24 protein-coding genes are annotated in these 23028 nt (G+C 64.1%); 18 read left to right on the plus strand and 6 right to left on the minus strand.

The features are described 5' to 3' along the window. The first annotated feature begins 8 nt into the window (after positions 1–8). The 5 genes from mukB (at position 9) to AB5Y80_RS05365 (ending at position 6808) form a co-directional block, all read left to right on the plus strand. Positions 9–4436 carry a chromosome partition protein MukB gene (gene mukB, locus AB5Y80_RS05345; protein WP_368172603.1) on the plus strand — a complete coding sequence of 1476 codons (4428 nt, stop codon included), beginning with the start codon at positions 9–11 and terminating at the stop codon, positions 4434–4436. Positions 4437–4585: 149 nt separating this feature from the next. Beyond that, positions 4586–4972 carry a septal ring lytic transglycosylase RlpA family protein gene (locus AB5Y80_RS05350; RefSeq protein ID WP_042863918.1) on the plus strand — a complete coding sequence of 129 codons (387 nt, stop codon included), beginning with the start codon at positions 4586–4588 and terminating at the stop codon, positions 4970–4972. Positions 4973–5258: 286 nt separating this feature from the next. Then, positions 5259–5732, plus strand: coding sequence for a cupin domain-containing protein (locus AB5Y80_RS05355; protein ID WP_041215097.1), 474 nt, complete (start codon positions 5259–5261; stop codon positions 5730–5732). Between the two features lie 17 nt (positions 5733–5749). Further along, positions 5750–6235 (plus strand): GNAT family N-acetyltransferase, encoded by a 486-nt coding sequence (locus tag AB5Y80_RS05360; protein WP_368172604.1) that lies wholly within the window; start codon positions 5750–5752, stop codon positions 6233–6235. Between the two features lie 264 nt (positions 6236–6499). Further along, positions 6500–6808 carry a putative quinol monooxygenase gene (locus tag AB5Y80_RS05365; protein WP_042879252.1) on the plus strand — a complete coding sequence of 103 codons (309 nt, stop codon included), beginning with the start codon at positions 6500–6502 and terminating at the stop codon, positions 6806–6808. A gap of 45 nt (positions 6809–6853) precedes the next feature. Here AB5Y80_RS05365 and AB5Y80_RS05370 read toward each other — a convergent pair whose 3' ends face one another. Next, positions 6854–7792 carry a LysR family transcriptional regulator gene (locus AB5Y80_RS05370; RefSeq protein ID WP_319909213.1) on the minus strand — a complete coding sequence of 313 codons (939 nt, stop codon included), beginning with the start codon at positions 7790–7792 and terminating at the stop codon, positions 6854–6856. A gap of 308 nt (positions 7793–8100) precedes the next feature. On the opposite strand from AB5Y80_RS05370, the gene xapA reads away from it, so the two are divergent. The 5 genes from xapA (at position 8101) to AB5Y80_RS05395 (ending at position 12574) form a co-directional block, all read left to right on the plus strand. After that, positions 8101–8928, plus strand: coding sequence for a xanthosine phosphorylase (xapA, locus tag AB5Y80_RS05375; RefSeq protein ID WP_323890438.1), 828 nt, complete (start codon positions 8101–8103; stop codon positions 8926–8928). Between the two features lie 25 nt (positions 8929–8953). Next, positions 8954–10213 carry a NupC/NupG family nucleoside CNT transporter gene (locus AB5Y80_RS05380; protein ID WP_323890436.1) on the plus strand — a complete coding sequence of 420 codons (1260 nt, stop codon included), beginning with the start codon at positions 8954–8956 and terminating at the stop codon, positions 10211–10213. Positions 10214–10275: 62 nt separating this feature from the next. After that, positions 10276–11082 carry a deoxyribose-phosphate aldolase gene (deoC, locus tag AB5Y80_RS05385; protein ID WP_368172605.1) on the plus strand — a complete coding sequence of 269 codons (807 nt, stop codon included), beginning with the start codon at positions 10276–10278 and terminating at the stop codon, positions 11080–11082. 47 nt (positions 11083–11129) lie between these two features. Next, positions 11130–12044 (plus strand): DMT family transporter, encoded by a 915-nt coding sequence (locus AB5Y80_RS05390; protein ID WP_128314273.1) that lies wholly within the window; start codon positions 11130–11132, stop codon positions 12042–12044. A gap of 38 nt (positions 12045–12082) precedes the next feature. Then, positions 12083–12574: a histidine phosphatase family protein gene (locus tag AB5Y80_RS05395; RefSeq protein ID WP_368172606.1), complete on the plus strand. Its 492-nt coding sequence runs from the start codon at positions 12083–12085 to the stop codon at positions 12572–12574. Between the two features lie 68 nt (positions 12575–12642). Here AB5Y80_RS05395 and AB5Y80_RS05400 read toward each other — a convergent pair whose 3' ends face one another. From AB5Y80_RS05400 to AB5Y80_RS05415, 4 genes are all read right to left on the minus strand, one after another. Continuing rightward, a complete protein-coding gene (locus AB5Y80_RS05400; protein ID WP_048208717.1) occupies positions 12643–13233 on the minus strand; it encodes a hypothetical protein in 591 nt (196 codons plus the stop codon). 121 nt (positions 13234–13354) lie between these two features. Beyond that, positions 13355–13558 (minus strand): hypothetical protein, encoded by a 204-nt coding sequence (locus tag AB5Y80_RS05405; protein ID WP_039040737.1) that lies wholly within the window; start codon positions 13556–13558, stop codon positions 13355–13357. Positions 13559–13681: 123 nt separating this feature from the next. Beyond that, a complete protein-coding gene (locus AB5Y80_RS05410; RefSeq protein WP_041211472.1) occupies positions 13682–14317 on the minus strand; it encodes a LysE family translocator in 636 nt (211 codons plus the stop codon). A 519-nt stretch (positions 14318–14836) separates the two neighbouring features. Then, entirely contained in the window at positions 14837–15415 is a 579-nt protein-coding gene (locus tag AB5Y80_RS05415) for an alkylphosphonate utilization protein (protein WP_039040739.1), read from the minus strand. A gap of 179 nt (positions 15416–15594) precedes the next feature. Between AB5Y80_RS05415 and AB5Y80_RS05420 the strand changes: the two genes are divergently transcribed. The 6 genes from AB5Y80_RS05420 to AB5Y80_RS05445 all read left to right on the plus strand — a co-directional run bounded on the left by AB5Y80_RS05420 (position 15595) and on the right by AB5Y80_RS05445 (position 20230). Next, positions 15595–16788, plus strand: coding sequence for a methyltransferase (locus AB5Y80_RS05420; RefSeq protein WP_368172607.1), 1194 nt, complete (start codon positions 15595–15597; stop codon positions 16786–16788). Positions 16789–16976: 188 nt separating this feature from the next. Continuing rightward, positions 16977–18422: a chitinase gene (locus AB5Y80_RS05425; protein ID WP_368172608.1), complete on the plus strand. Its 1446-nt coding sequence runs from the start codon at positions 16977–16979 to the stop codon at positions 18420–18422. A 122-nt stretch (positions 18423–18544) separates the two neighbouring features. Further along, positions 18545–18910, plus strand: a complete 366-nt coding sequence (locus tag AB5Y80_RS05430) for a VOC family protein (RefSeq protein WP_201969142.1) — start codon at positions 18545–18547, stop codon at positions 18908–18910. Between the two features lie 207 nt (positions 18911–19117). After that, a complete protein-coding gene (locus AB5Y80_RS05435) occupies positions 19118–19516 on the plus strand; it encodes a GFA family protein (protein ID WP_010674834.1) in 399 nt (132 codons plus the stop codon). A 29-nt stretch (positions 19517–19545) separates the two neighbouring features. Beyond that, on the plus strand, positions 19546–19773 hold the full coding sequence (locus tag AB5Y80_RS05440; RefSeq protein WP_368172609.1) for a DUF4287 domain-containing protein: 228 nt from the start codon (positions 19546–19548) through the stop codon (positions 19771–19773). Between the two features lie 46 nt (positions 19774–19819). Beyond that, positions 19820–20230, plus strand: a complete 411-nt coding sequence (locus tag AB5Y80_RS05445; RefSeq protein WP_042881036.1) for an SRPBCC domain-containing protein — start codon at positions 19820–19822, stop codon at positions 20228–20230. Positions 20231–20320: 90 nt separating this feature from the next. Here the strand turns inward: AB5Y80_RS05445 and smrB are convergent, their stop codons facing one another. Beyond that, positions 20321–20845 carry an endonuclease SmrB gene (gene smrB, locus AB5Y80_RS05450; protein WP_041211465.1) on the minus strand — a complete coding sequence of 175 codons (525 nt, stop codon included), beginning with the start codon at positions 20843–20845 and terminating at the stop codon, positions 20321–20323. Positions 20846–20910: 65 nt separating this feature from the next. On the opposite strand from smrB, the gene prmB reads away from it, so the two are divergent. Both prmB and aroC read left to right on the plus strand, forming a co-directional pair. Further along, complete coding sequence (gene prmB / locus AB5Y80_RS05455) at positions 20911–21846, plus strand: 50S ribosomal protein L3 N(5)-glutamine methyltransferase (RefSeq protein WP_368172610.1); 936 nt, start codon at positions 20911–20913, stop codon at positions 21844–21846. 16 nt (positions 21847–21862) lie between these two features. Next, positions 21863–22951, plus strand: coding sequence for a chorismate synthase (gene aroC, locus AB5Y80_RS05460; RefSeq protein ID WP_167825666.1), 1089 nt, complete (start codon positions 21863–21865; stop codon positions 22949–22951). Positions 22952–23028 lie beyond the last annotated feature (77 nt).

The raw sequence follows: 23028 nt of genomic DNA on the forward strand, positions 1-23028 counted from the left end.
AGTGTGGCGTGAGAGGCAAATTCAAATCCCTGACCATGGTCAACTGGAACGGCTTCTTCGCCCGCACCTTCGATCTCGACCAGCTGGTCACGACCCTGTCCGGCGGCAACGGCGCGGGCAAGTCCACCACCATGGCGGCCTTTATCGCGGCCCTCATCCCCGACCAGTCTCTGCTTCACTTCCGTAACACCACGGAAGCGGGTTCCAGCAGTGCCTCCCGCGACAAGGGGCTCTACGGCAAGCTGCAGCGTGGCCACTGCTATTCGCTGCTGGAAGTGATGAACAGCCGCGAGCAGCGGATCTGGGTCGGCGTCCACCTCGAACAGGTGGCCAACCGTGACAACAAGGTCAACATCACCCCGTTCGCCCTGGTGGATGTGCCCGAGCACCTGGCGCCCACGGATCTGCTGCTGGAGAAGCTCGACGACGGCAAGGGCCGGGTACGTGCCTTCGCCGATCTGAAGGGGGCGGCAGCGGAGCTCGGCGCCATCAAGGTCGCCAAGTTCAATACGGTGACCGATTATCACAACTTCATGTTCGAGTTCGGCATCACCCCGAAGAAGCTGCGGGATCAGAAGGATCGTGGCAAGTTCTATCGCCTGATCGAAGCCTCCCTCTACGGCGGTATTTCGTCTTCCATCAGCCGCTCCTTGCGTGAATACCTGCTGCCGGAGAACTCCGGTGTACGCAAGGCGTTCCAGGACATGGAGGCGGCCATCTACGAGAACCGCCGCACCCTGGAAGCCATCAAAGAGACCCAGGGTCAGCGGGATCTCTTCAAGAATCTCATCACCGAGACCACCCACTATGTGGCCGCGGAGTATGTGCGGGGCGCCGCCGAGAAGAGCCGCCTCTCCGAGCTGGCCCTCAAGGCACGCTCTGAGCTCGCCGGCAAACGCCGCCTGCTGGCCGAGGAGAAGCAGCGCGCCATCTATCTGGCGGACGAGGTGGATCAGCTCACCAACCGCGAGAAGCTCCTGACCGACGAGCTGGAGTCCGCCGCCGAGCACCTGGCCAAGGTGATGGCGGCCGTGGCGCTGCAAAAGAAGATTGCCCTCTATCGCGCCGATCTGGCGGAGCTCAACGACAAGCTGGAGCAGCAGCAGGCGGTGGTGGAAGAGATCCACGGCCAGTTGCTGGAGGTGGAAGAGCGCAAGGAGCTGGCCCAGGCAGAGGTAGACAGCCTCAAGACCCAGCTCGCCGACTACCAGCAGGCGCTCGATATCCAGCAGACCCGCGCCATCCAGTACCGTCAGGCGGTGCAGGCCCTGGAAAACGCCCGCGAGCAGTGCGAGCTGCCGGGGCTCGAGCCTGCGCAGGCGAGCGACACCCTGCACCAGTTCCGCGCAGCCGAGCAGAGCTTGACCAGCCGGGTGCTGGGGGCCGAGCAGCAGTTGGCGCTGGCCAAGGCGGCGGTGGCCGAACACGAAGCGGCGCTGGCGCTGCTGCTCAGCATCGCCCCCGAGACAGTGCGCGAGGCCGCCTGGCCCACCGCGCAGGCGCTGCTCAAGCGCCACATCGAAGACAAGGCCCGCATTGCCCAGGGGCAGGGTCTGCGCGCCGCGCTGGCTCGCCTCGAGAAAGAGAGCGAAAGCCAGAAGACGCTCTTGCGGCTGCGAGACGAGCTGGCCCAGGCGTCTGGTCAGCACATTGCCAGCCAGGACGAGCTGGAGATCTTCCTCGAAGCCCAGCGCACCCGCCAGGAGGAGCTCTCCGAGCAGCAGGCAGAGGCCAATCAGCGCCGCGCCAGCCTCGAGCATCAGGGCACTCAGCTGGGTCGCGATATCGCGGAACTGACCAAGCTGGCCCCGCGCTGGCTCAAATCCTTTGAAAAACTCGAGCAACTGCGCGAGCAGAGTGGCTTGGCCTTGGCCACCGCCGAAGAACTCTCTTCCGGCATGCAGAGCGTGCTCGACAAGGAGCGGGAGTTCGAGCAGGAGAGCAACCGCATTCAGGGCCAGAAACAGGCGCTGGAGCTGCAAATTCGCAACCTGCAGCTGGGGGCCGGGGAGGCGGATCCGCGTCTTGCCCGCATCGCCGAGCAGGTGGGGGGCGTGCTGCTCTCGGACGTCTATGACGACATCTCCATCGATGATGCCCCTTACTACTCCGCACTCTACGGCCCGGCTCGCAGCGCCCTGGTGGTGCTCGACCTCGAAGGCGCCATCGAGCGGATGAAAAAGCTGGAAGATTGCCCGGAAGATATCTACCTCATCCAGGGCAACCCCGACTCCTTTGATGAGGATCTGGTGGAAGCGGATGAGCTGGGGGACGCCGTGCTGGTGCGCACCAGCAAGCGTCAGGTGCGCTTCTCCCGCTACCCCGAGCTGCCGCTGTTTGGCCGCGCCGCCCGGGAAAAACGGATCGAGCAGCTCGATCTTGAGCGGGAAAACCTCATCGAGGGCTACGCCAAGGCCGCCTTCGAGCAGCAGAAGTACCACCGTCTCTACGGCCACTTCCGCGACTTTATCGGCCAGCATCTGGATATCGCCTTCCGCCCGGACCCCGAAGCCGAGGTGCAGGCCAAGCAGCACGAGCAGCGCAAGCTGCAAGAAACCATCGCCGAGTGCGACAAGCAGCTGAGTGATGCCAAAGCCGCCGCCGCCCAGCTGACCCGCCATATCCAGCTGGTGCAGGGGATGCTGCCCTTTGCCCACCTGTTTGCCGAGGCAGACCTGGCGGCCCGCCTCGAGGCGGCTCACGCCGATGTGGAGGCCCTTAAAACAGCCGAAGCCTTTATCGCCAGGCACGGCAAGGCGCTGGAAAAACTGGAAACCATGGTGCAGGTGCTGCGCCAGGATCCCCAGGATCTGGCGGCCCTGCAGGCAGCCTTTGACGAGGTGAGCGACCTGCTGGCCGAGCAGAAACGCCGCTGCTACGCCCTCGATCAGCTGGTGGCCCGTTTGCCGCACTTTGCCTATCAGGATGCACAAGACCTGCTGGGCAAGGCGTCCGAGATGAGCGAGCGACTCAAAGAGAAGCTCAAGGCGGCGGAGCTTGCCGCCCGCACCGCCGGTGAGCAGCACAAGCAGATCACCCAGCGCCACACCGAGGCGCTGCAACTGCGCACGGCGCTCGATTCCAGCGCCTCGGCCAAGGGGCAGACCCTGGCGGAGTTCGAGCAGGAGCTGGCGGCCATGGGGCTGACCCTGTCGGATGACATGGAAGAGAAGGCCCGTGCCCACAAGAAAGAGATTGAAGAGCTGCTTATCCGCACCCGGACCCGCCGCACCAGCGCCGAGGCCCAGTTGCAGGTGTGCAAGCGCGAAATCGAATCCCTTGGCGGTCGTCTCAAGCTCGAAGGCAAGGATTACTACAGCGCCCGTAAATCCCTGGTGGGTCACAAGGCGAGCTGGTCGCGGGTGGTGCGTCTGGCACGGGAGACCGACGTCGAGAAGCGTCTGAACAAGCGCGAGCTGGCTTATCTTGACAGCGACGAGCTGCGCTCCATGTCGGACAAGGCCCTCGGCGCCCTGCGGGTGGCGGTGGCCCACGACGAGGCCCTGCGCGATGCGCTGCGTCTGTCGGAAGGCAACCGCAGCACCGAGCAGAAGGTCGCCTTCTACGTGCAGGTCTACCGTTACCTCAAAGATCGCATCCGCAACGACATCATCCGCTCGGACGATCCGGTGGAAGCCATCGAGGAGATGGAGATCGAGCTGGCGCGCCTCGCCGACGAGCTCAAGCAGCGGGAAACCCATCTGTCCCTCTCCTCCCACGAGGTGGCGGCCAAGATCACCAACATCATCCGCCGGGAGCAGAACCGCATCCGGGTATTGAACCAGGGCCTGCAGAACATCGCCTTCGGTCTGGTGCGCGGGGTGCGTCTCAACGTCAATATCCGCGAGGCCCACACTCGCCTCCTGACCGCACTCGCCGATCAGAGCGCCATGCACAACGATCTCTTCGCCGACAAGGAGCTCAGCTTCTCCGAGGCCATGGCCAAGCTCTTCCAGCGTCTTAACCCGCAGGTGGAGCAGGGGGAGCGCAACTATCAGGTGATGGGAGACGTGCTGCTGGATTATCGCAACTACCTGGAGCTGGAGATCGAGGTGCAGCGCGGGGCCGACGGCTGGCTGCGTGCCGAGAGCGGCGCCCTCTCCACCGGCGAGGCGATCGGCACCGGTCAGGCCATCCTGCTGATGGTGCTCATCAGCTGGGAGGAGGAGTCCCGCCGTCTGCGCGGCAAGGACATCGCTCCCTGCCGCCTGTTGTTCCTGGACGAAGCGGCGCGGCTTGATGGCAAATCCATCGCCACCCTGTTCGAGCTGTGCGAGCGCCAGGACATGCAGCTCCTCATCGCGGCGCCGGAGAACATCAGCCCCGAGAAGGGCACCACCTACAAGCTCATCCGCAAGGTGCAGGGCAAGCACGAGCACGTGCATGTGGTGGGGCTGCGCGGCTTTGGCTTCGCCGACGACAAGCTCATCGCCTGACATCTTCCCCTGACAGGGGCTGACGGGTGAATACACAAACGGGAGGCCTGGGCCTCCCGTTTTCCATGGGAAATGTGAGAGAGTAGGCCCCTGTTAACGAAAGCCCGACTGGCGATGCCGGTCGCTCTGTCCCATCGAGGAAGCAACGCATGACGACGCGACAAAAAGGGCTGCTGGCCTCCCTGTGCCTGCTGCTGGCCGCCTGCAGCAGCCAGCCTGATGCAGGCAGTGCGGGCAACTGGCGAGGCTATAGCGAGACGGGGCTCGCCTCCTATTACGCCGATCGCTACCACAACAAGCGCACCGCCAGCGGGGAGCCTTACCAGCGCCACGCCAACACCGCCGCCCACATGACACTGCCCTTCGGCGCCCTGGTGAGGGTCACCAACCTGGCCAACGACAAGAGCGTGGTGGTGCGGGTCAACGACAGGGGCAATTTCCCCCGCGGGCGCATCATCGATCTCTCCAAAGCGGCGTTCAGCGCCATCGGCAATCCCCGATCCGGGCTTATCAAGGTCAGGATTGAGGTGCTCTAGTCGCCGGGTCTGCATGTGCCGGTGCCCCTCCATACCGGGCCGCTGGAAGAGGGTGCTTCCCAGTGATCGCGGGCCACCTTCTTCATTCCATTGGTGAGGTTGCCAACGCGGCTTCCCATTTTCCGGTGTGCCATTAAGATAGCCAAACGAAAAACAGGGCGTCTTTGCCATCTGGCGGCAACCGGGCATGACATGGTGTGCGAGACACCCCTTCAACCCCTGCCCATGTTTTGTCGCTAAGGAGCAGGCTATAAAGTGAGACGTCATTCACAGGGAGGATCAGAACATGACTGACAAACGCGCCATTCAGGCAACGGCCATCCCCGAGCACAAGGCAAAGTCCCTCTATCCGGAGCCCTTTGCCTCCCTGGTCAAGCACCGCACTCGGCGCAGGCTGGGGGATCATTTCGGCCTCGCCAATTTCGGGGTCAACCTGACGACCCTGGCACCGGGGGCCATCTCGGCGCTCAAGCACCATCACGGCCTGCAGGACGAGTTCGTCTATGTACTCTCGGGCAATCCCACCCTGCGCCACGGGGAGGAGGAGTACCGGATGTCGCCGGGGGAGTGCATCGGCTTCAAGGGGGGCAGCGGCCTGGCCCACCAGTTGCTCAACCACGGTGAGGTGGACGCTGTCTATCTTGAGGTGGGGGACAGGCTGCCAGGGGATACCGTCGACTATCCCGACGACGATCTGGCCTTGGTACAGGGTGCCGATGGCGCCTGGTCAGCCAGACACAAGGATGGCACCCCCTACTAGGGGCGCCTCTTCGCGCAATGAGAGAGACCTCCATGGTGTTCAGCTCCTTTTCTGCTGTCAGGGCAGAGGAGTTTCTGCCGCTGCTCAACGATGAGACGCTGCGAAAGCACCTGATCCCTCACCCGCTTTTCGATGTGGCCGGGGTGCGCGACTGGATGGCGCACAAGCTGGGAGTCGACGCCCGGCCAGGTTGCCGCGTGCGCGCCATCTTCCTCGACGGCACCCTGGCGGGGTGGTGCGGCATCCAGCCCGATGACGAGGGAGTGGAGCTTGCCATTGTGCTCGCCAGGGGCGGCTGGGGAAGTGGCGTGGCGATTTTCAACGAGATGATGGGGTGGGCGAGGGAGCTTGGCCATCGGACGATCCTCTTTCACTTGCTGGATACCCGCCCGCCTTATCGATCCCTCGCCAGACGGGCCATCTGGGTGAGGAAAACGCGCCTGGGCGAACACCCTTTCACCACCTATTGCCTTGACGTTGAGCGCTGGTCTGCAGGCCCTTAGCCTGGACCAGGGGGCAGCAAGCCGTGCCGCCCCCTGGCGGGGCCCGTTGCCACCCTTTGCGCCATGATCCCTCCCGCTCGTTTGTTCCTCCGTGCACGGCGTGGTTATCCACCCCGTTGAACACAGTGTTCATTCTGCCCCCCTATATGGCCTCCACCGTCCTGCCTACACTGGGCAACGTCTGATGGGGGGCATCCGGCAGTATAAATCGCTGTCCAGGTTGCACTCTCTGGCGTGTTGACGATGTACAACGGAGAAAACTGGATGAAAAAAGAGACAGACAAACTGGTATCGATCGCGGTGCTCAAGGCCCGTGACGGCATGGGAGAGCGCCTTCGCGATGCCCTGCTTACCTTGATTGACCCCACTCGCCAGGAGCCGGGCAACCTCGATTACGTGCTGTTCGAGTTGAAGGATGAACCCGGCACCTTCTACATGCGGGAAGCCTTCGTGAGTCAGGCCGCCCTGGATGCCCACTGTGAGACCGCGTATTTCCAGGCTTTCGCTCGCCAGGCGGACGAGCTGCTGGCCGAACCCCTTCGGCTTGTCTTCATGGAAGAAGTGAGCCCCTGATCCTTGCCGCAGAGCCCGATGATCCCCTCATCGGGCTTTTTGCCTTCAGCCTCGCTCCGGCAGGTTCATCTGCTCGCTCATGGTGTCGATGAAGTGGCGGATGGCGGTGGTCGTCGGCTGCCCGGCCAGGGGCGGAGCATGGAGCACGCAGAGATCGGCGGGGATCCCCTGCTCGAGGCGGATGAAGCGCACGTGGGGCCACTTCTGGCGGGCGTAGCTCGCGGGCACCAGGGCGACCTGCTGGCTGGTGGCCACCACTGCCATCAGGGTATTGGGCTCCACCACCTCCTGACGCAGGCGGGGGTAAAAGCCCTCCACCAGGCAGGCGTTGATGATGAGATCCGTGGAGGCGGAGTTGGCGCGGCTCATCAGCACGAAGGGCTCTGCGGCGAGTTCAGGGAGGGAGACCCGCTTGCGATCCCGCAGGGGATGCTCGTCCGATACCACCAGCACCATGGACTCCCGATAGACAGTCTCGGCCTGCAGCGGGTGGATGTTGAGGGTGTCGGCGAAGCGGGCGAGGCCGATGTCTATCTCCTTGCTGGCCAGCGCCTGCTTCTGGCGCTCGGGGGAGAGCTCGGTGAAGGAGATCTCGCACTCGGGGTGGCGCTGGTGACACTGGCGGATCACCTCGCCAAAGCCGGCCCAGAAGATGGAGCTGACCAGCCCGATGCGGATCTGGTTGCGCTCCATGCGCCCTGCCTGCACCACCCGGTTGAGGCCGCTCTCCAGCACGTCGAACAGGCGATCGCATTCGGCCTGCAGCAGGCACCCTGTGGGGGTCAGGTTCACCTGGCGGGTGTGGCGCTCAAACAGGGTCACCCCCAGCAGGGATTCGAGTTCCTTTATCTGGGCGCTGAGCGGCGATTTGGAGACATTGAGCCGTAGGGCTGCCCGGCTGAAGTGGCCCTGGCTGGCCACTTCATGGAAGTAACGCAACATCTTGAGGGTGACGCGATCGCGCCATTGGGTGTCCGGGAACATGGTCTCTCCAGGCTTTAAGGGTGAGATCGCCGTCAAAGTTTGGGCACGGGAATGGCGGGGCAGGGAGGCGGGTCCCTCCTGACACCGCGATCCGCATCACATCGGTTTTCCCCCTCCGGCGACCCGTTTGACTGAGAAATGGCATGAAGCAGCGGTTTTTGGGCCATTTCGGGTGCGTCATTACCCCACTACGCCGGTCATTGTGTTGTATATCGGGATAATCAGGCCGATTTTAGCGATTTTTGTCGTCCAATACCTCCCCTAGAGTGAGCGTCATGTCTCATTCACAGCCTCAAGAGGTACAACTCATGCAACACGATCCCGTACTCAACGCCGTCGCCACCATTCTTGCCCGCAAGCCGGGGTTTGCCCCCCGCGCCGCCATGATCCTGGGCTCCGGCCTCGGCGTGCTGGCCGATGCGCTGGAAGAGAAGGTCACCATTCCCTACGAGGAGCTGGACGGCTTCCCGGTCAGCACGGTGGCCGGTCACAGCGGCGAGCTGGTGCTCGGCAAGCTGCACGGGGTGGACGTGGTCTGCATGAAGGGGCGCGGCCACTACTACGAACACGAAACCATGAAGGTGATGACTACCCCGGTGCGCACCTTCAAGCGCCTGGGCTGCGAGCTGCTGCTGGTAACCAATGCGGCCGGCTCGCTGCGCCCGGAGCGCATCGGGGTCGGCTCCCTGGTCATCTTCAACGATCACATCAACACCATGCCGGGCACCCCCATGACGGGCGCCAATGACGAGGCCTACGGCCCGCGCTTCTTCAGCCTGGCCAATGCCTATGACAAGGCATTGCGCAGCGAGGCGCTGGCGCTGGCTGAGCGGGAGGGGATCGCCGTCAATCAGGGGGTGTTCGTCTCCTACAGCGGACCCTGCTTCGAGACCGCGGCCGAGATCCGCATGATGCAGATCATCGGTGGCGACGTGGTGGGGATGTCGGTGGTGCCCGAGGTGGTCAGTGCCGCCCACTGCGCACTGCCGGTGCTGGCCATCTGCGCCATCACCAACATGGCGGAGGGGCTTGGCGACGTGCAGCTCTCCCACGAGCAGACCCTCAAGTGCGCCAAGCTGGCGGAAACGGACTTCATCCGCCTCATCAACGCCTTCATCCAGCACCACTTCCAGTAAGCAGGGAACGACCAGGAGGTCAGTTATGTTTGCAGCAGGATTTCTCGGTATGGCGGCGCTGATCCTCATCGCCGTGATCGCATCGACCAACCGCAGGGCCATTCGCCTGCGCACCGTGGGGTTGGCCTTGGCCTTGCAGGTCGCCATCGGTGCCCTGGTGCTCTATGTACCGCTGGGGCGCCGGGCGCTGGAGGGGATGGCCCACGGGGTCGACGCCGTGCTGGCAAGCGGCAAGGCGGGTATCCACTTCCTGTTTGGCAACCTGGTCAACTTCTCGGTGGATGGCATCGGCTTCGTGTTTGCCCTCAACGTGCTGCCGCTGGTGGTGTTCTTCTCGGCGCTCATCGCCGTGCTCTACTACCTCGGCATCATGCAGGTGGTGATCCGCATCATCGGTGGCGCCATGGCGCGGCTGCTTGGCACCTCCCAGACCGAATCCATGTCGGCGGTGGCCAACGTCTTCGTCGGCCAGAGCGAGGCCCCGCTGGTGGTCAAACCCTACATGCCCAGGATGAGCGATTCGGAGTTCTTCGCCGTCATGTGCGGCGGCATGGCCTCGGTCTCCGGCACCGTGCTGGCGGGCTACGCCATGATGGGAGTGGACATGCAGTACCTGCTGGCGGCCTCCTTCATGGCGGCGCCGGGCGGGATCCTGTTTGCCAAGCTGATCATCCCCGAAACCAGCCAGCCGGATTACGTCTTTGACAACAGTATCCAGTTTGATGGCAAGAAGCCGGAGAACGTGCTGGCAGCGGCAGGCGAGGGGGCCAGCAGCGGCCTCAAGCTGGCGGCGGCCATCGGCGCCATGCTGATCGCCATGATTGGTCTGGTGACCCTGGTCAACACCCTGCTGGGCGGGGTGGGGGAGATGGTGGGCATGCCGCTCTCCCTCGAGCTCATCCTGGGCTGGATCTTCTCGCCGCTCGCCTTCCTGCTCGGGGTACCGCTGGCGGACATCGGCATTGCCGGCGCCATGATCGGCAAGAAGCTGGTGGTGAACGAGTTCGTGGCCTACAGCGATCTGGCGCCCTATCTGAAAGACGCCAGCACGGTCACCGCTGCCGGTCTGCAGGTGCTGGAGGAGAAGTCCAAGGTGATCATCAGCTTCGCTCTGTGCGGCTTCGCCAACCTGGCCTCCATGGGGATCCTGATCGGTGGCCTCGGCACCCTCTGCCCGTCGCGCACCGACTTCATCGCCCGCTACGGTCTGCGTACCGTGCTGGCGGCCACCTGCTCCAACCTGATGAGCGCCGCCATCGCCGGTGTCTTCTTCTCCCTCGCCTGAGTCTCTCACCCTTTGTTTCGGGGCGCTGCGGCGCCCCTCTCTTATCCCAACAGGAGCTATTTATGAACGACGTGACTGCTTTTGAACCTGCCTGCGCCACCACAGAGGCGACCATCCGGGCCATCCGCTTGATGGATCTCACCAGCCTCAATGACGATGACCACGACGCGCGCATCATCGCCCTCTGCCATCAGGCCCGAACCCCCGTCGGCAACACCGCTGCGGTCTGTATCTACCCGCGCTTCGTGGGGCTGGCCAGGCTCACCCTGGCGGCTCAGGGCACCCCCGAGGTCAAGGTTGCCACCGTGGTCAACTTCCCCCACGGCGACGATGATCTGGCAACCGTGTTGGCCGAGACCCGCGCCGCCCTCGCGGATGGCGCCGACGAGATCGATCTGGTGATCCCCTGGCGTGCCTTGATGGCCGGGGACGAGGCACCCGCCCGGGCGCTGGTGCGCGGCTGCAAGGCGTTGTGCGGCGCCCGGGTGCTCAAGGTGATCATCGAATCCGGCGAGCTGCAGGAGCCTGCGCTTATCCGCGTGGCCTCCCTGCTTGCCATCGAGGAGGGGGCCGACTTCATCAAGACTTCCACCGGCAAGGTGGCGGTCAATGCCACCCCGGCGGCGTGCCGCACCATGCTGGCGGCCATCGCCGAGTGCGGTGTGCAGGATCGGGTGGGGTTCAAGGCGGCGGGCGGGGTGAAAAGCGCACGGGAGGCGGCGGAGTATCTCGCCATGGCGGCCGCACTCTTTGGCGAGGAGTGGCTGGTGGCCGAGCGGTTTCGTTTCGGTGCTTCCAGCCTGCTTGGCCAGTTGCTGGCAACCCTGGGCGAGGGCAAGCTGTCCCCTGCGACCGACCACGGTTATTGATCTCTTCCGTCGGCGCCTGCGGGCGCCCTTGCTGACAGGTGTATCCCATGTCTTCACGTCCCCATGTTGCAAAGGCCCACGGCAAGGTGTTGCTGTTCACTCTGCTCATCAGCCTCTCGTTTCCCATCGGCAGCGCCCTCACCGCGGTGCTGGACCCGCTGGTGGTCACCTGGGTGCGCTACCTGCTGGCCTCCCTCATTTTTGTCGGGGTGCTGGGGTATCAGGGGGGCCTGGTGCTGCCTTCCCTGCGGGATCTGGGACGCTACACCCTCATTTCGTTGCCGGCCCTCTGCTACTTCGTCGCCATGTTCGTGGCATTGCAGGAGACCAGCGCCCTCGATGCCAGTGCACTCTACACCACGGTGCCGCTGATCAGCGCCCTGGCCGGCATGGTGATCTTGCGCCGCGCCATCGGCTGGGGAATGGGGCTGGCCCTGCTGGGGGGCATGGTGGCTGCGGCCCTCATCATCTTTCGCGGCGATCTGGGATTGGTGGCGAACCTCAGCCTCACTCCCGGCAATCGCATCTACCTGTTCGGCTGCGTGGCCATGGCCCTCAACCCCATCCTGATCAAGCGCTGCTACCGGGGGGAGTCCTTCCTCCACCTGACCGGCTGGACCCTCATCTGCGCGACTGTGCTGCTCACCCCGGTGGCGCTGCCCGGATTGCTTGAAACCGACTGGAGCCGGGTCTCCCTGCCGGTGGGGCTGGGACTTGGCTATCTGGCTCTCTTTGCCACGGCGCTGAGCTTCTTGTTGTTCCAGCAGGGGAGCGTGGCGCTGCAACCGGAACAGGTGTCAGCTTATACCTACCTCATCCCGGTGATGGTGCTGCTCACCGGCATGCTGACCGGGGAGACAGTACACTGGGAACAGGTAGGCTGGGGGGTAGGGGGTGTGCTGCTGACCATGGTGGTCATGGTGCTGCTGCCCCTTCATGCTGGCAAACGGGGGGCGGTTTGAGGGGCTGCCTGTCGCCCTTATCAACCAGGGAGTGCGTCATGAGAAGAACCCTGATCCTGGTACGCCATGGCAAGTCGAGCTGGGAGGACGCATCTTTGTCTGACCGCGCTCGTACTCTGGCGGCGCGCGGGCTGCGCGATGCGCCCCTGATGGGGGTTCGCCTGGCACACCTGGGGGTGAAGCCCGATCTCATCCTCTCGAGCCCCGCCTGCCGGGCTCTGACAACCGCCCGGCTGCTTGCCGCAGAGTTGGGTTATTCCCCGAACCACATCGCCATCGACGAGGGCCTCTACGAGAGCGATGCCGGGACCCTTCTCGGGGTGGTGGGGGCGCTTTCAGATGATCTCGCCTGCGTACTGCTGGTGGGTCATGATCCTGCCTTCACCGACCTGGCTCATGGCTTTTCCTCCGGTATCACTCGCATGCCGACCTGCGCCGTCGCCCGCTTCATCTTCGACGCCCCCTCTTGGTCGGCGCTCCCGTCCTGCTCGCCGGTGGTGGCCGTGCTGGACTTTCCGAAGAAGAAGTAGGGGGGCGTCGGTTGCAGGCAGAAACGACAAGGGGAGCCGCGGCTCCCCTTGTCGTGATGGTGACGGGGTCATTTGGCCGCGATGGGCCCCTTGGTGCCGGCGTCGTTGTCGACCCAGCCATCTTCTCCCTTGAGGCGGCGATCCCCCTGGATGGTGTAGATGACCATGCCCTCCTTGAACACCAGGGCCCCGTCGGATTTCCTGGCACTCACCTGCTTGTCGTTGACCCACACCTGATCCTTGTCATCGATGCGGATGTTCGCGACCGTGGCGCCCGTCTCTGGGAAGGTGGCGACCCAGTTGCCGGCGTAGGGGCTGGCGCTGGCCGCTGCGGGGGCGGCGCCAAATCCGGCGGCGGCGTTCTCGGCCTTGCTCTTGTTGATGTCACAGCCGCTGAGTTCGCTCACCTGGGTACAGCCTGAGCGCTCCAGCTTCTGCTCATAGCTCATGTTCAATCCGCCTTCGTCGGCCGTGGCGGCGGTGCCAAATCCTGCCTTGGCGTTTTCCGCCTTGCTCTTGTGAATATCGCAGCCCTGGGCTTCGGTCACCTGGGTGCAGCCGGAGCGTTCTAGCTGCTCGGCGTATTTGTGGTTGATGGCGTGAACCTGGGCGCTGCCCAACAGGGTGAGGGTCAGGATGAGCGCGGTCTGTCTGAACATGATCAATACCTCTGGCAATGGGTCATTCGGGCTTGCTGCTCCCTGGGCGGCAAGGGGCTTGCGTTGGCGAGCTGCAGCCCTCTCTCACCATAGCAGGAGGGTGCGAAAGAGGATGTCTGCGTCAGCTCTGGGGGATGCGGACCCCCTTGTCGAGGTAGAGGCTGCTGTAGTGGGCTCGGTGGGTGACGAACATCACCTGATGGCGACTGCCATCGGAGAGAATGATGAAATCACCGGCCTGGGCCGGGCTTTGCAAGCGGATCTCGTGTTCGGGGGCCGTCAACTTGTCGGCCTCCTCCCGGAAGGTGAGGGTGTAGGAATACATATGGCGCTCCACCGCAGGCTCATATACAGACACGCCTACAACTCTAGCCCCGGTGGCCGGGATCCGCGGCGCCCAAGCGGCGCCGATGGTGCAGATAATGTCAGCAGCGGTGAGGCACGGGGATCAGGGACGACCACTGAGCAGGATGGCGCCGCCCAGGGTGATGAAAAGCCCGCCGGTGATGCGGCCAACGAGGCGCTCGCTGCGACCTGGTTTGAAGTAGCGACCGGCGCGCCTGGCCAGGGCGACATAGCACAGATGCACCAGGCTGACGATGGCGCAGATGGTCAGGTACATGGTGATGAACTGCAGCGTCAGCGGACTCTGGTGATCGAGGAATTGGGGCAGCAGGGCGCAGAGGAAGACGATGGTCTTGGGGTTGCTGGCGGAGACCAGAAAGGCTTCTCGCAGCAAGGAGAGGGTGGTTCTGGTGCGTCCCCGAGCGGTGGAGGGAGAGAGCCCTTGGGCACTGGTATTGGCCGCGCGCAGCGCCTTGTAGCCCAGATACACCAGGTAGCCACCCCCCGCCAGCTTGAGGGCGACGAAGAGGGGAGGCAGGGTTTGCAGCAGGGCCCCCACCCCCATGGCGACCAGACCTATGAGGATGGCCTGGCACCCCAGGTTGCCGAGGATACTGACAAGGGCGGCGCGCCAGCCGTGTTGCAGACCGTTCTTGACCACCAGCAGCACATTGGGGCCAGGGGTCAGGGTCGCCAGCAGATAGGCCAGCGCAAACAGCATCCAGGTATTGGGGTTCATGAGCACGTCCTTGGCGTCAAAGCTGGCATGATGCCAGCCTCTTTGACGAGTCGTCCAGCGGCGTCTCTCCCGACCCCGAAGAGGATTCAGGGGAGGGCAATCCGGTGCAGCATGCTCTGTGGCTGGAAATGCAATAGGCAAGGATATGTATAAAAAAACCGCCATCAGGCGGTTTTAATGGTTGTCAGCCCCTATTTCAGGGCTTTTTTCAGTTTTTTGATCTTGCCTTCGTGCTTGGCGATTTTCGCCTGGCGGGCGGCGATCTTCTTCTTGATCTCTTTCTTGCTGGCCATGGGCGGCTCCTTGTCTCGTGGGCGCCATGGGGATCAGGGTGCCCGGGGTCTTTCCATGCGTGCCGGGAAGGCCCTCTCCATTGGCGCACTGACAGTCAGGGGAGGGGCATACCGCGGAACTGGTTTGCAGGATAGTCCAGTTTCCCGCGGGTGCCACCCGAACGGCAGGAAACAGAGGCAACAAAAAAGCGCCCCTGGGGGCGCTTCTGGCTTGAAGGGGTCGGAATCAGGCCTTCTTCAGGTAGGCGGCCACCAGCACGATCTGCATGCCGTTGACCTTGCCCTCGATGTGCAGCGGGTTGTTGGTGAGGCGGATGCCCTTGACCAGGGTGCCGCGCTTGGCGGTGAAGCCCGCGCCCTTGACGTCCAGATCCTTGATCAGGGTGACGGAGTCCCCTTCCACCAGCACGGCGCCATTGGAGTCGACGGTCGGCACGCTGTCGTCATCGTCGCTGGTCACGCCGGCGTCTGCCCAGGCCTTGACCTCGTCTTCCATGTACATCATGTCCAGCATGTCCTGGGCCCAGAGCTCGCCCCGGGCGACGAGGGCCTTCAACTGGCGCCAGGCCATCACCTGCACCGCCGGCACCTGGCTCCACATGCTGTCACCCAGGCAGCGCCAGTGGTTCACCTCCGTGGTGTCCGGCTGCTCCAGCTGGCCGCGGCAGGTGGCGCAGAGGGCCACGCTGTGGTCGTCGTCGCTGGCGGGGGAGTGCGGCACCGGGAAGGCAGTCAGCGCATGTTCTGCGCCACACAGCTCGCATTTGGCATTTGCACGGGCTTGCAGGATGGCATTGATGGTCATGATTGGGTTCCGTTTATAGGGGTAAAGCGGCTCGCCGTGGCGGGCTGCGCGAATGAGGGGGCGGAATATAGCACAAATCCCTGCTTTTTGTCAGGCTACCAGCGGCGCACAGGCGAGTGCTTTTTGACGGCAGATCGCTAGAATGAGCCTCCCTTTTTGCGCCAAAGGACAGGTTCACCGTGCTGGCCCACCGTTTTCGACAACTGGACTGCTTGCTCACCGCCGAGCGACGCTGGTGGCAATACCAGCCCTATCACCACCTGGGGATCGCCTTTGCCCGCGAGGCGCCAGCCCTTGCGAAGTGCCTGGCAGCCCTGACCCTTGACGAGATAGCGCACCTCGATGGGGACATGGATGCGCTCTGCACCCTGCTCGCCCCCTGGATCCCGGCGGGGGCCGAGTTGCAGGCCCTCGGCGAGCTTGCCCCTTTCGCCCCCGAGCCCGTCCAGTGCGCCAGGGCCATGGCGATGTACATGCCGGGACGCAAGCAGGGGCAGATAGAGGCCTTCACCGGCTGTCTGCCCCCCCACCAAGGTCCCTATCTGGAGTGGTGCGCCGGCAAGGGGCATCTGGGACGCCTGGTGTCGCTGCACCGTGGCGCCGAGATCCTGAGCCTGGAGTGGCAGGGGGCGCTCTGCGAGGAGGGGCGGCGGCTCGCCGCGCGCGACGGCGCCAACATGCGGTTCGTGGAGGCGGATGCCTTTGCCACCGAGTCCGGGGCCCTCATCGCCCCGCACCATCACGCCATGGCGCTCCATGCCTGCGGCGATCTGCACACCCATCTGCTGACGCGGGTGGCCGAGGGGGGCGCCCAGGGGGTGACCCTCTCCCCGTGTTGCTACCACCTCATCAGGGGAGAGCACTACGCGCCCCTCTCCCGGGCCGCCAGGGCCAGTGCCCTGCGCCTTGGCAAGAGCGACCTGAAGCTGCCGCTGCAGGAGACGGTGACCGGCGGTGCCCGCATCGCCCGGCTGCGGGAGCGGGAGGTGGTGTGGCGCCTCGCCTTTGACTGCCTGCAGCGCCAGGTGCGCGGGGTGGATGAGTACCTGCCGGTGCCCAACCTGCAAAAGAGTCTGCTGACCGGGGGCTTCGAGGATTTCTGCCACTGGGCCGCCGAACGCAAGGGGATGGGCTTGCCCGCGGGGCTCGACTACGCCGCCTTGCTGGCACAGGGGGAGCGGCGCTTTGGCGATGTCGCCCGCATGGAGCTGGTGCGCCACCTGTTTCGCCGCCCCCTGGAAATCTGGCTGCTGCTCGATCGCGCCCTCTTCCTTGAGGAGCAGGGCTACCGGGTGGAGGTGGGTACCTTCTGCCCCAAACCCATGACCCCGCGCAATCTGCTGATCCGGGCGGTGCGCGCAGGGGGGATCTGAGCAAGCGTCCGCACAGGTCGGATGGCTGCGCCAACAAGACCAGGGGCTGGATCCCCCTGCAAACGAGCGCCATCTGAGTGCAGGGAGGCATGGCTCACAATTTCGCCAAATTCTTAATTCTTGTCGTGAATTTAGTTGTCAGGATGCCTATGCTCGCCCTGACATTTTCAAGACAAGGATGGTTACCCATGTTCATGCTCACGCGCACCGCCTGCCTGGTTGCCCTCGTCTGGGCACTGCCCGGCCAGAGCGCCATGACAATCCAGCCCGATCCCCAGAACAGCGGCGGCTATGTGATGGCGGCGGCGGATCTTGCCAGTGCGGCCCAGGCCAAGACCGCCAACCCCATGTACGGGATCTGGTCCCACGCCCTGGCCACCCGGCCCAACACGGTGGTGGAGGCCATCGTGGCCCGCGCCCTCGGCAACCCGGACAACGTCAAGCGGGTCGAGCGGGTCTTCACCGAATCGGACTGGGAGTTCCTGACCCAGATGGCCGCCCCGGAGTACACCTACGAGCGCTTCCTGCGGGCCGTGGGCAAGTTCCCCGCCTTCTGCGGCGACTACACGGACGGGCGCAATGCAGACGCCATCTGCAAGAAGTCCATCATCACCGCCTTCGCCCACTTTGCCCAGGAGACCGGCGGCCACATTGCCAAGGAGAATGTCTCCGACAACCCCCTGGGGCTGGAAGAGTGGCAACAGGCCCTGGTGCACGTGCGGGAGATGGGCTGGTCTGAGGGGCAGACCGGCTACACCACGGGGTGTGGCCAGAGTGACTGGCAGAACCGGCGCTGGCCCTGCAGCACCGGTCAGGGCTATTTCGGTCGCGGCGCCAAGCAGCTCTCCTACCACTTCAACTACGGCGCCTTCTCCGAGGCCATGTTCGACGGCGACGCCTCTGTGCTCCTCAACAACCCCGGGCTGGTGGCGGACTCCTGGCTCAACCTCGCCTCCGCCATCTGGTTCTTCCTGACGCCCCAGGCCCCCAAACCCGCCATGCTGCACGTCATCGACCGGACCTGGGTGCCCTCCCAGCGTGAGCTGGCGGCGGGCATCGGCTACGGCTTTGGCACCACCATCAACATCATCAACGGTGGCATCGAGTGCGGCGAGCAGAACAAGAACAAGGGCCAGCCGGTCAACCGCATCCGCTACTGGGAGGGGCTTGCGGCCCACTACGGGATCCCGCTGCTGGCGGACGAGAAGAACACCTGCTGGCAGCAGACCCCCTATGGCAGCCTCAACCTCAACGGCGCCACCGACGTGCTCTACACCAACTGGGACGGCAACTGGAAATACTACCCGGACAGACCCGGTGGCTACTCCTTCGAGTGCGATCTGGTGGGGTACCAGACCGCCTATTCGGCCCTGGTGCCGGGGGATTACGAGAAGTGCGTGACCAACTTCTACGGCTCCCACGCCAGCTGGCCCAAGGTACGGGTGGTGGCCGCGCTGGATCCGGCCCCGGTCGACCCCGGCACGCCGCCGGTGGACGGGGTACCGGCCTGGGAGGCAGGCAAGGTCTACACCGCGGGCAACAAGGTGAGCCACAAGGGGGTCATCTATCAGGCCAAGTGGTGGACCCAGGGCAACGAGCCGGGCAAGGGGGATCCCTGGGCACCGGTGACCTGAGAGTCAGTAAAAGCGCAAGCACCCCGGGGAGGCCGCGCGCCTCCCTTGTTGATCGCCGTGCTGGCTTGCTGCGCCTCTTTTGGCACTGATAGCCTGCGGATTCACACCGAGGGAGGATGACCATGAACATCGCCATTCATTTTGAAATTCCGGTACAGGATCTGGAGAGAGCCATCCGCTTCTATGAGGGGGTCTTCGAGACGGTGCTGGAGCGGGTGCAGATCGATGGCAACGAGATGGCGCTCTTTCCCCTGGAAAGTGGCACGGCGGGCTGCTCCGGCGCCCTGGCGAAGGGGGAGAGCTATGTGCCGAGCCTGGATGGCACCCGGATCTATCTGCGGGTGCCTGACATCGAGGGAGCCATGGCCCGGGCACTGGCATCGGGCGGGGCCTGTCTCTATCCCGTCACCCGGGTCGGGGAGGGCCTCCGGGTGGCGGAGTGTCGGGATTGCGAGGGGAATCGCATCGCCTTGCAGGAGGGAACCTGACCATTATTTATCCGGTGCATGGGATATGTTGAGTCATTTATGAGGTGAATAAAGAGGGGGATTGTCCCGCTCCGGGAGTCTCAGACTCGCGGTGAGGCCCCGGAATGGTCAGTCGCCGCCCCCCGGATCCCGTGCTACTTCATCTGGTGCGGCAAGGAGGCGAGCACCCGTTCGCCCGGTCTGTCGCCCCAACTCTCAGGAGGCATCATGGAAGGGCATTGTCTGTGTGGCGGGATCACCGTGTCGAGCGGCGATCACAAGGAGGTCAACCTGTGTCACTGCGCCATGTGCCGGCGCTGGTCAGGGGGGCCCATGTTCGCGGTGCACGGGGGCAAGGGCGTGCGGTTCACCGGGATGACCCCGGTGGCCTACCGCTCGTCGGAGTGGGCGGAGCGCGGATTCTGCCCCACCTGCGGCACCCATCTTTTCTACCATCTGTTGCCGACGGACGAGTACATCCTCTCTGCCGGCCTGTTTCAGGATCAGGGGTTCGAGCTCACCGGGCAGATCTTCATCGACGAGAAACCCGACTTCTATGCCCTCAAGAACGACACCCCGACCCTGACCGGACAGCAGGTGTTCGAGCAGTTCGCCCCCAAACCCTGAGCCTGTACTCACCCCGAGGAGAAGCCATCATGGATGAACAACCGAAGGTGAAGGGGCCTGCCTCCTATTTTCCCGCCATCGAGGAGAAATACGGCCAGCCCATCGTCCACTGGCTGACCCTGCTGGCAGGGCGGGAGGAGCGCAAACACATGGCCCTGGTGGCCTGGCTCAAGGACGAACACGCCATGGGTCACGGCCATGCCAATGCCCTGGTGGCCCACTTTTTGGCGCAGCCCGATGCGCCCGGCGTGGCATGACAGTGCCACAGTGCAAAACGTGCAGGACAGCCAGAGGAGCAGAGAGATGAAGATAAGCGTCAGCGTCTGGGTTGCCAGGCCGATTGCCGATGTGTGGCAGGGCTGGAACACCCCCGCCAGCATCATGGCGTGGAACGCCGCCTCCCCGCAGTGGCACTGCCCCCAAAGCCGGGTGGACCTGCGGGTGGGTGGGCGTTTTTGCCACCACATGGCGGCGCGGGATGGCAGCACGGGGTTTGATTTCGAGGGGACCTTCACCGAGGTCACAGCGCCGACGGGGCTCGGCTACGTCATGGACGATGGCCGCGAGGTGAGCGTGCGGTTCGTGGCAGAGCAGGGGGGCACCCGGGTGGAGGAGCGGTTCGATGCCGAGTCCCTGCACAGCGGCGAACAGCAGCGGGCGGGGTGGCAGAGCATCCTGGATAACTTCAAGCGCCATATGGAGGCCGCCGGCTGACCCCTGCGGGGCGCCAAGAAAAAACCACCGCAAGCTGGCGGTGGTTTTTTTATGGCGTTCGCCCGGAGCAAGGCGGGGAGGGGAAGGGGGTCACTCCTCGATGTCCAGCAGCACCAGGATGGCGCTCTCGCCCCCCCACTCCCGCGGCGCCTGGTGAAAGGCGCGCACAGCGGGGTGCTGGGCCAGCCAGCTCGGGATGCGCTGCTTGAGGATGTGCTTGCCGATGCCGTGCATCACCGAGGCGACGTGGATGTTCTCTTTTCGGCACAGGGTGAGCAGGGCCGCCAGCTCCTGCTTGGCCTGGTGCTGGTTCATGCCGTGCAGATCCAGATAAATCTCCGGCGGGTAGCTGCCGCGCTTGAGCTTTTTCAGCTCGAATTTTGACACGTCGTCGCGCACGTAACGGGTCGGCCCGTCCGCCTCGAGATGGGGCTGGTACTCGTCGCTGAAAAAGTGGTCAACCCCAAGCTTTTCGCGGCTCTCGCGCACTTCGCGTTTCTGCTTGACCGGGCTTGAGGAGGCCCTTATGGTATCTTGCTTAATTTTCCGGGTACCTTTGACAGCATCACGAAACAGCAGGCTTTCCTCGTCTGTGAGTGAGGGCGTTTTTTTCATCAGGTACTCGTCTTGCTCGCTGTATAAAATTCTCGGGCCGGATATTACTCGACTTGGAGGTGGATTTGGACAAGATATTTATCGATGAGGTGGTTGCCGAAATGCACACCATCCAGGACATGTTGCGCTGGGCCATGAGTCGTTTCAACGACGCCGGGATCTTCTACGGACATGGTACCGACAACGCCTGGGATGAGGCCGTGCAACTGGTGCTGCCCGCGTTACATCTGCCGCCGGACGTGGATCCCGCCATGCGCCACTCCCGCCTGACCACCAGCGAGCGCCACCGCATCGCCGAGCTCATCATCCGCCGCGTGCAGGAGCGCATTCCGGCGCCCTACCTGACCAACAAGGCCTGGTATGCGGGCTGGGAGTTCTATGTGGACGAGCGGGTGCTCATCCCGCGCTCCCCCATCGCCGAGATGGTGGCCAATCGCTTCGCCCCCTTCCTGAAAGACGAACCGACCCGGATCATGGACTTGTGCACCGGCTCCGGCTGCATCGCCATCATCATGGCCCACGAGTTCCACCATGCGGAAGTGGATGCCATCGACATCAGCGTCGATGCCCTCAACGTGGCCGAGCGCAACATCAACGATCACGGGTTGGAGCAGCAGGTCATCCCCATTCGCTCCGATCTGTTCCGGGATCTGCCGGCCGGTGACAAGTACGATCTCATCGTCTCCAACCCGCCCTACGTGGACTCCGAGGACATGTCGGATCTGCCGGAGGAGTTTCGCCACGAGCCGGAGCTGGCCCTGGCGTCGGGCTCCGACGGCCTCAAGCTCACCAAGCGCCTGCTGGCCAATGCCGCCGACTTCCTGAAAGAGGATGGCGTGCTGGTGGTCGAGGTGGGCAACAGTATGATCCACCTGGAAGCCCAGTTCCCCGAGGTGCCCTTCACCTGGGTCGAGTTCGAAAACGGCGGCCACGGCGTCTTTGTGATGACCCGCGCAGAGCTCGAGCAGTACCAGGCCCATTTCGCCATTTACAAGAACTAAGCAGCAAGGAGCATCCATGGCAGGGAACAGTTTCGGCCAACTCTTTCGGGTCACCACTTTCGGCGAGAGCCACGGTCTGGCGCTGGGCGCCGTGGTCGACGGCTGCCCGCCGGGGCTGGCGATAAGCGAAGACGATTTGCAGGGGGATCTGGACAGGCGCAAGCCCGGCACGTCCCGCTACACCACCCAGCGCCGCGAGGCGGACGAGGTGAAGATCCTCTCCGGGGTGTTCGAGGGCAAGACCACGGGCACCTCCATCGGGCTGCTCATCGAGAACACCGATCAGCGCTCCAAGGACTATTCCGAGATCAAGGACCTGTTCCGCCCGGGCCACGCCGACTACACCTATCACCAGAAGTACGGCCAGCGTGACTACCGTGGTGGCGGCCGCTCCTCGGCCCGCGAGACCGCCATGCGGGTCGCGGCGGGGGCCATCGCCAAGAAGTACCTGAAACAGGTGCACGGCATCGAGATCGTGGGTTTTCTCTCCCAGCTCGGCCCCATCAAGGCGGAAGGGTTCGACGAGAGCCAGATCGAGCAGAACCCCTTCTTCTTCCCCGATGCGGGCAAGCTGGAGGCGCTGGATGAATACATGCGTGCCCTCAAGAAAGAGGGCAACAGCGTGGGGGCCAAGGTGTGCGTCGTGGCGCGCAACGTGCCGGTAGGCCTGGGGGAGCCGGTGTTCGACCGCCTCGACGCCGACATCGCCCACGCCATGATGGGCATCAACGCGGTGAAAGGGGTGGAAATCGGTGACGGCTTCGCGGTGGTGGAGCAAAAAGGCTCCGAGCATCGGGACGAGATGACTCCGACCGGCTTTGCCAGCAATCATGCGGGGGGCATCCTGGGGGGCATCTCGTCGGGTCAGGAGATCGTGGTGAGCATGGCCCTCAAGCCCACCTCCAGCATCACGGTGCCGGGCAAGACCATCACCACCAGCGGTGAGGCCACCGAGATGATCACCAAGGGTCGTCACGACCCCTGCGTCGGCATCCGTGCCGTGCCCATCGCCGAGGCCATGCTGGCCCTGGTGCTGATGGATCACCTGCTGCGCCACCGCGCCCAGAACCAGGGCGTTCACACCCAGACCCCGCAGCTGCGCTGATCACGCGGCGGGCCAGGTGAGTGATCACCAGACACCACAAGGCGACCCCAGGGTCGCCTTTTTCATGGATTTTTGCC

The sequence above is a fragment of the Aeromonas sp. R2-1 genome (assembly GCF_040908425.1).
GTDB classification, from domain to species: domain Bacteria; phylum Pseudomonadota; class Gammaproteobacteria; order Enterobacterales; family Aeromonadaceae; genus Aeromonas; species Aeromonas caviae.

Bases quoted from the DNA above. Each gene is read 5' to 3' on its own strand.
- AB5Y80_RS05350 (WP_042863918.1), top strand. From the start codon at position 4,586: ATGACGACGCGACAAAAAGGGCTGCTGGCCTCCCTGTGCCTGCTGCTG.
- AB5Y80_RS05355 (WP_041215097.1), top strand. From the start codon at position 5,259: ATGACTGACAAACGCGCCATTCAGGCAACGGCCATCCCCGAGCACAAG.
- AB5Y80_RS05360 (WP_368172604.1), top strand. From the start codon at position 5,750: ATGAGAGAGACCTCCATGGTGTTCAGCTCCTTTTCTGCTGTCAGGGCA.
- AB5Y80_RS05365 (WP_042879252.1), top strand. From the start codon at position 6,500: ATGAAAAAAGAGACAGACAAACTGGTATCGATCGCGGTGCTCAAGGCC.
- AB5Y80_RS05370 (WP_319909213.1), bottom strand. From the start codon at position 7,792: ATGTTCCCGGACACCCAATGGCGCGATCGCGTCACCCTCAAGATGTTG.
- xapA (WP_323890438.1), top strand. From the start codon at position 8,101: ATGCAACACGATCCCGTACTCAACGCCGTCGCCACCATTCTTGCCCGC.
- AB5Y80_RS05380 (WP_323890436.1), top strand. From the start codon at position 8,954: ATGTTTGCAGCAGGATTTCTCGGTATGGCGGCGCTGATCCTCATCGCC.
- deoC (WP_368172605.1), top strand. From the start codon at position 10,276: ATGAACGACGTGACTGCTTTTGAACCTGCCTGCGCCACCACAGAGGCG.
- AB5Y80_RS05390 (WP_128314273.1), top strand. From the start codon at position 11,130: ATGTCTTCACGTCCCCATGTTGCAAAGGCCCACGGCAAGGTGTTGCTG.
- AB5Y80_RS05395 (WP_368172606.1), top strand. From the start codon at position 12,083: ATGAGAAGAACCCTGATCCTGGTACGCCATGGCAAGTCGAGCTGGGAG.
- AB5Y80_RS05400 (WP_048208717.1), bottom strand. From the start codon at position 13,233: ATGTTCAGACAGACCGCGCTCATCCTGACCCTCACCCTGTTGGGCAGC.
- AB5Y80_RS05405 (WP_039040737.1), bottom strand. From the start codon at position 13,558: ATGTATTCCTACACCCTCACCTTCCGGGAGGAGGCCGACAAGTTGACG.
- AB5Y80_RS05410 (WP_041211472.1), bottom strand. From the start codon at position 14,317: ATGAACCCCAATACCTGGATGCTGTTTGCGCTGGCCTATCTGCTGGCG.
- AB5Y80_RS05415 (WP_039040739.1), bottom strand. From the start codon at position 15,415: ATGACCATCAATGCCATCCTGCAAGCCCGTGCAAATGCCAAATGCGAG.
- AB5Y80_RS05425 (WP_368172608.1), top strand. From the start codon at position 16,977: ATGTTCATGCTCACGCGCACCGCCTGCCTGGTTGCCCTCGTCTGGGCA.
- AB5Y80_RS05430 (WP_201969142.1), top strand. From the start codon at position 18,545: ATGAACATCGCCATTCATTTTGAAATTCCGGTACAGGATCTGGAGAGA.
- AB5Y80_RS05435 (WP_010674834.1), top strand. From the start codon at position 19,118: ATGGAAGGGCATTGTCTGTGTGGCGGGATCACCGTGTCGAGCGGCGAT.
- AB5Y80_RS05440 (WP_368172609.1), top strand. From the start codon at position 19,546: ATGGATGAACAACCGAAGGTGAAGGGGCCTGCCTCCTATTTTCCCGCC.
- AB5Y80_RS05445 (WP_042881036.1), top strand. From the start codon at position 19,820: ATGAAGATAAGCGTCAGCGTCTGGGTTGCCAGGCCGATTGCCGATGTG.
- smrB (WP_041211465.1), bottom strand. From the start codon at position 20,845: ATGAAAAAAACGCCCTCACTCACAGACGAGGAAAGCCTGCTGTTTCGT.
- aroC (WP_167825666.1), top strand. From the start codon at position 21,863: ATGGCAGGGAACAGTTTCGGCCAACTCTTTCGGGTCACCACTTTCGGC.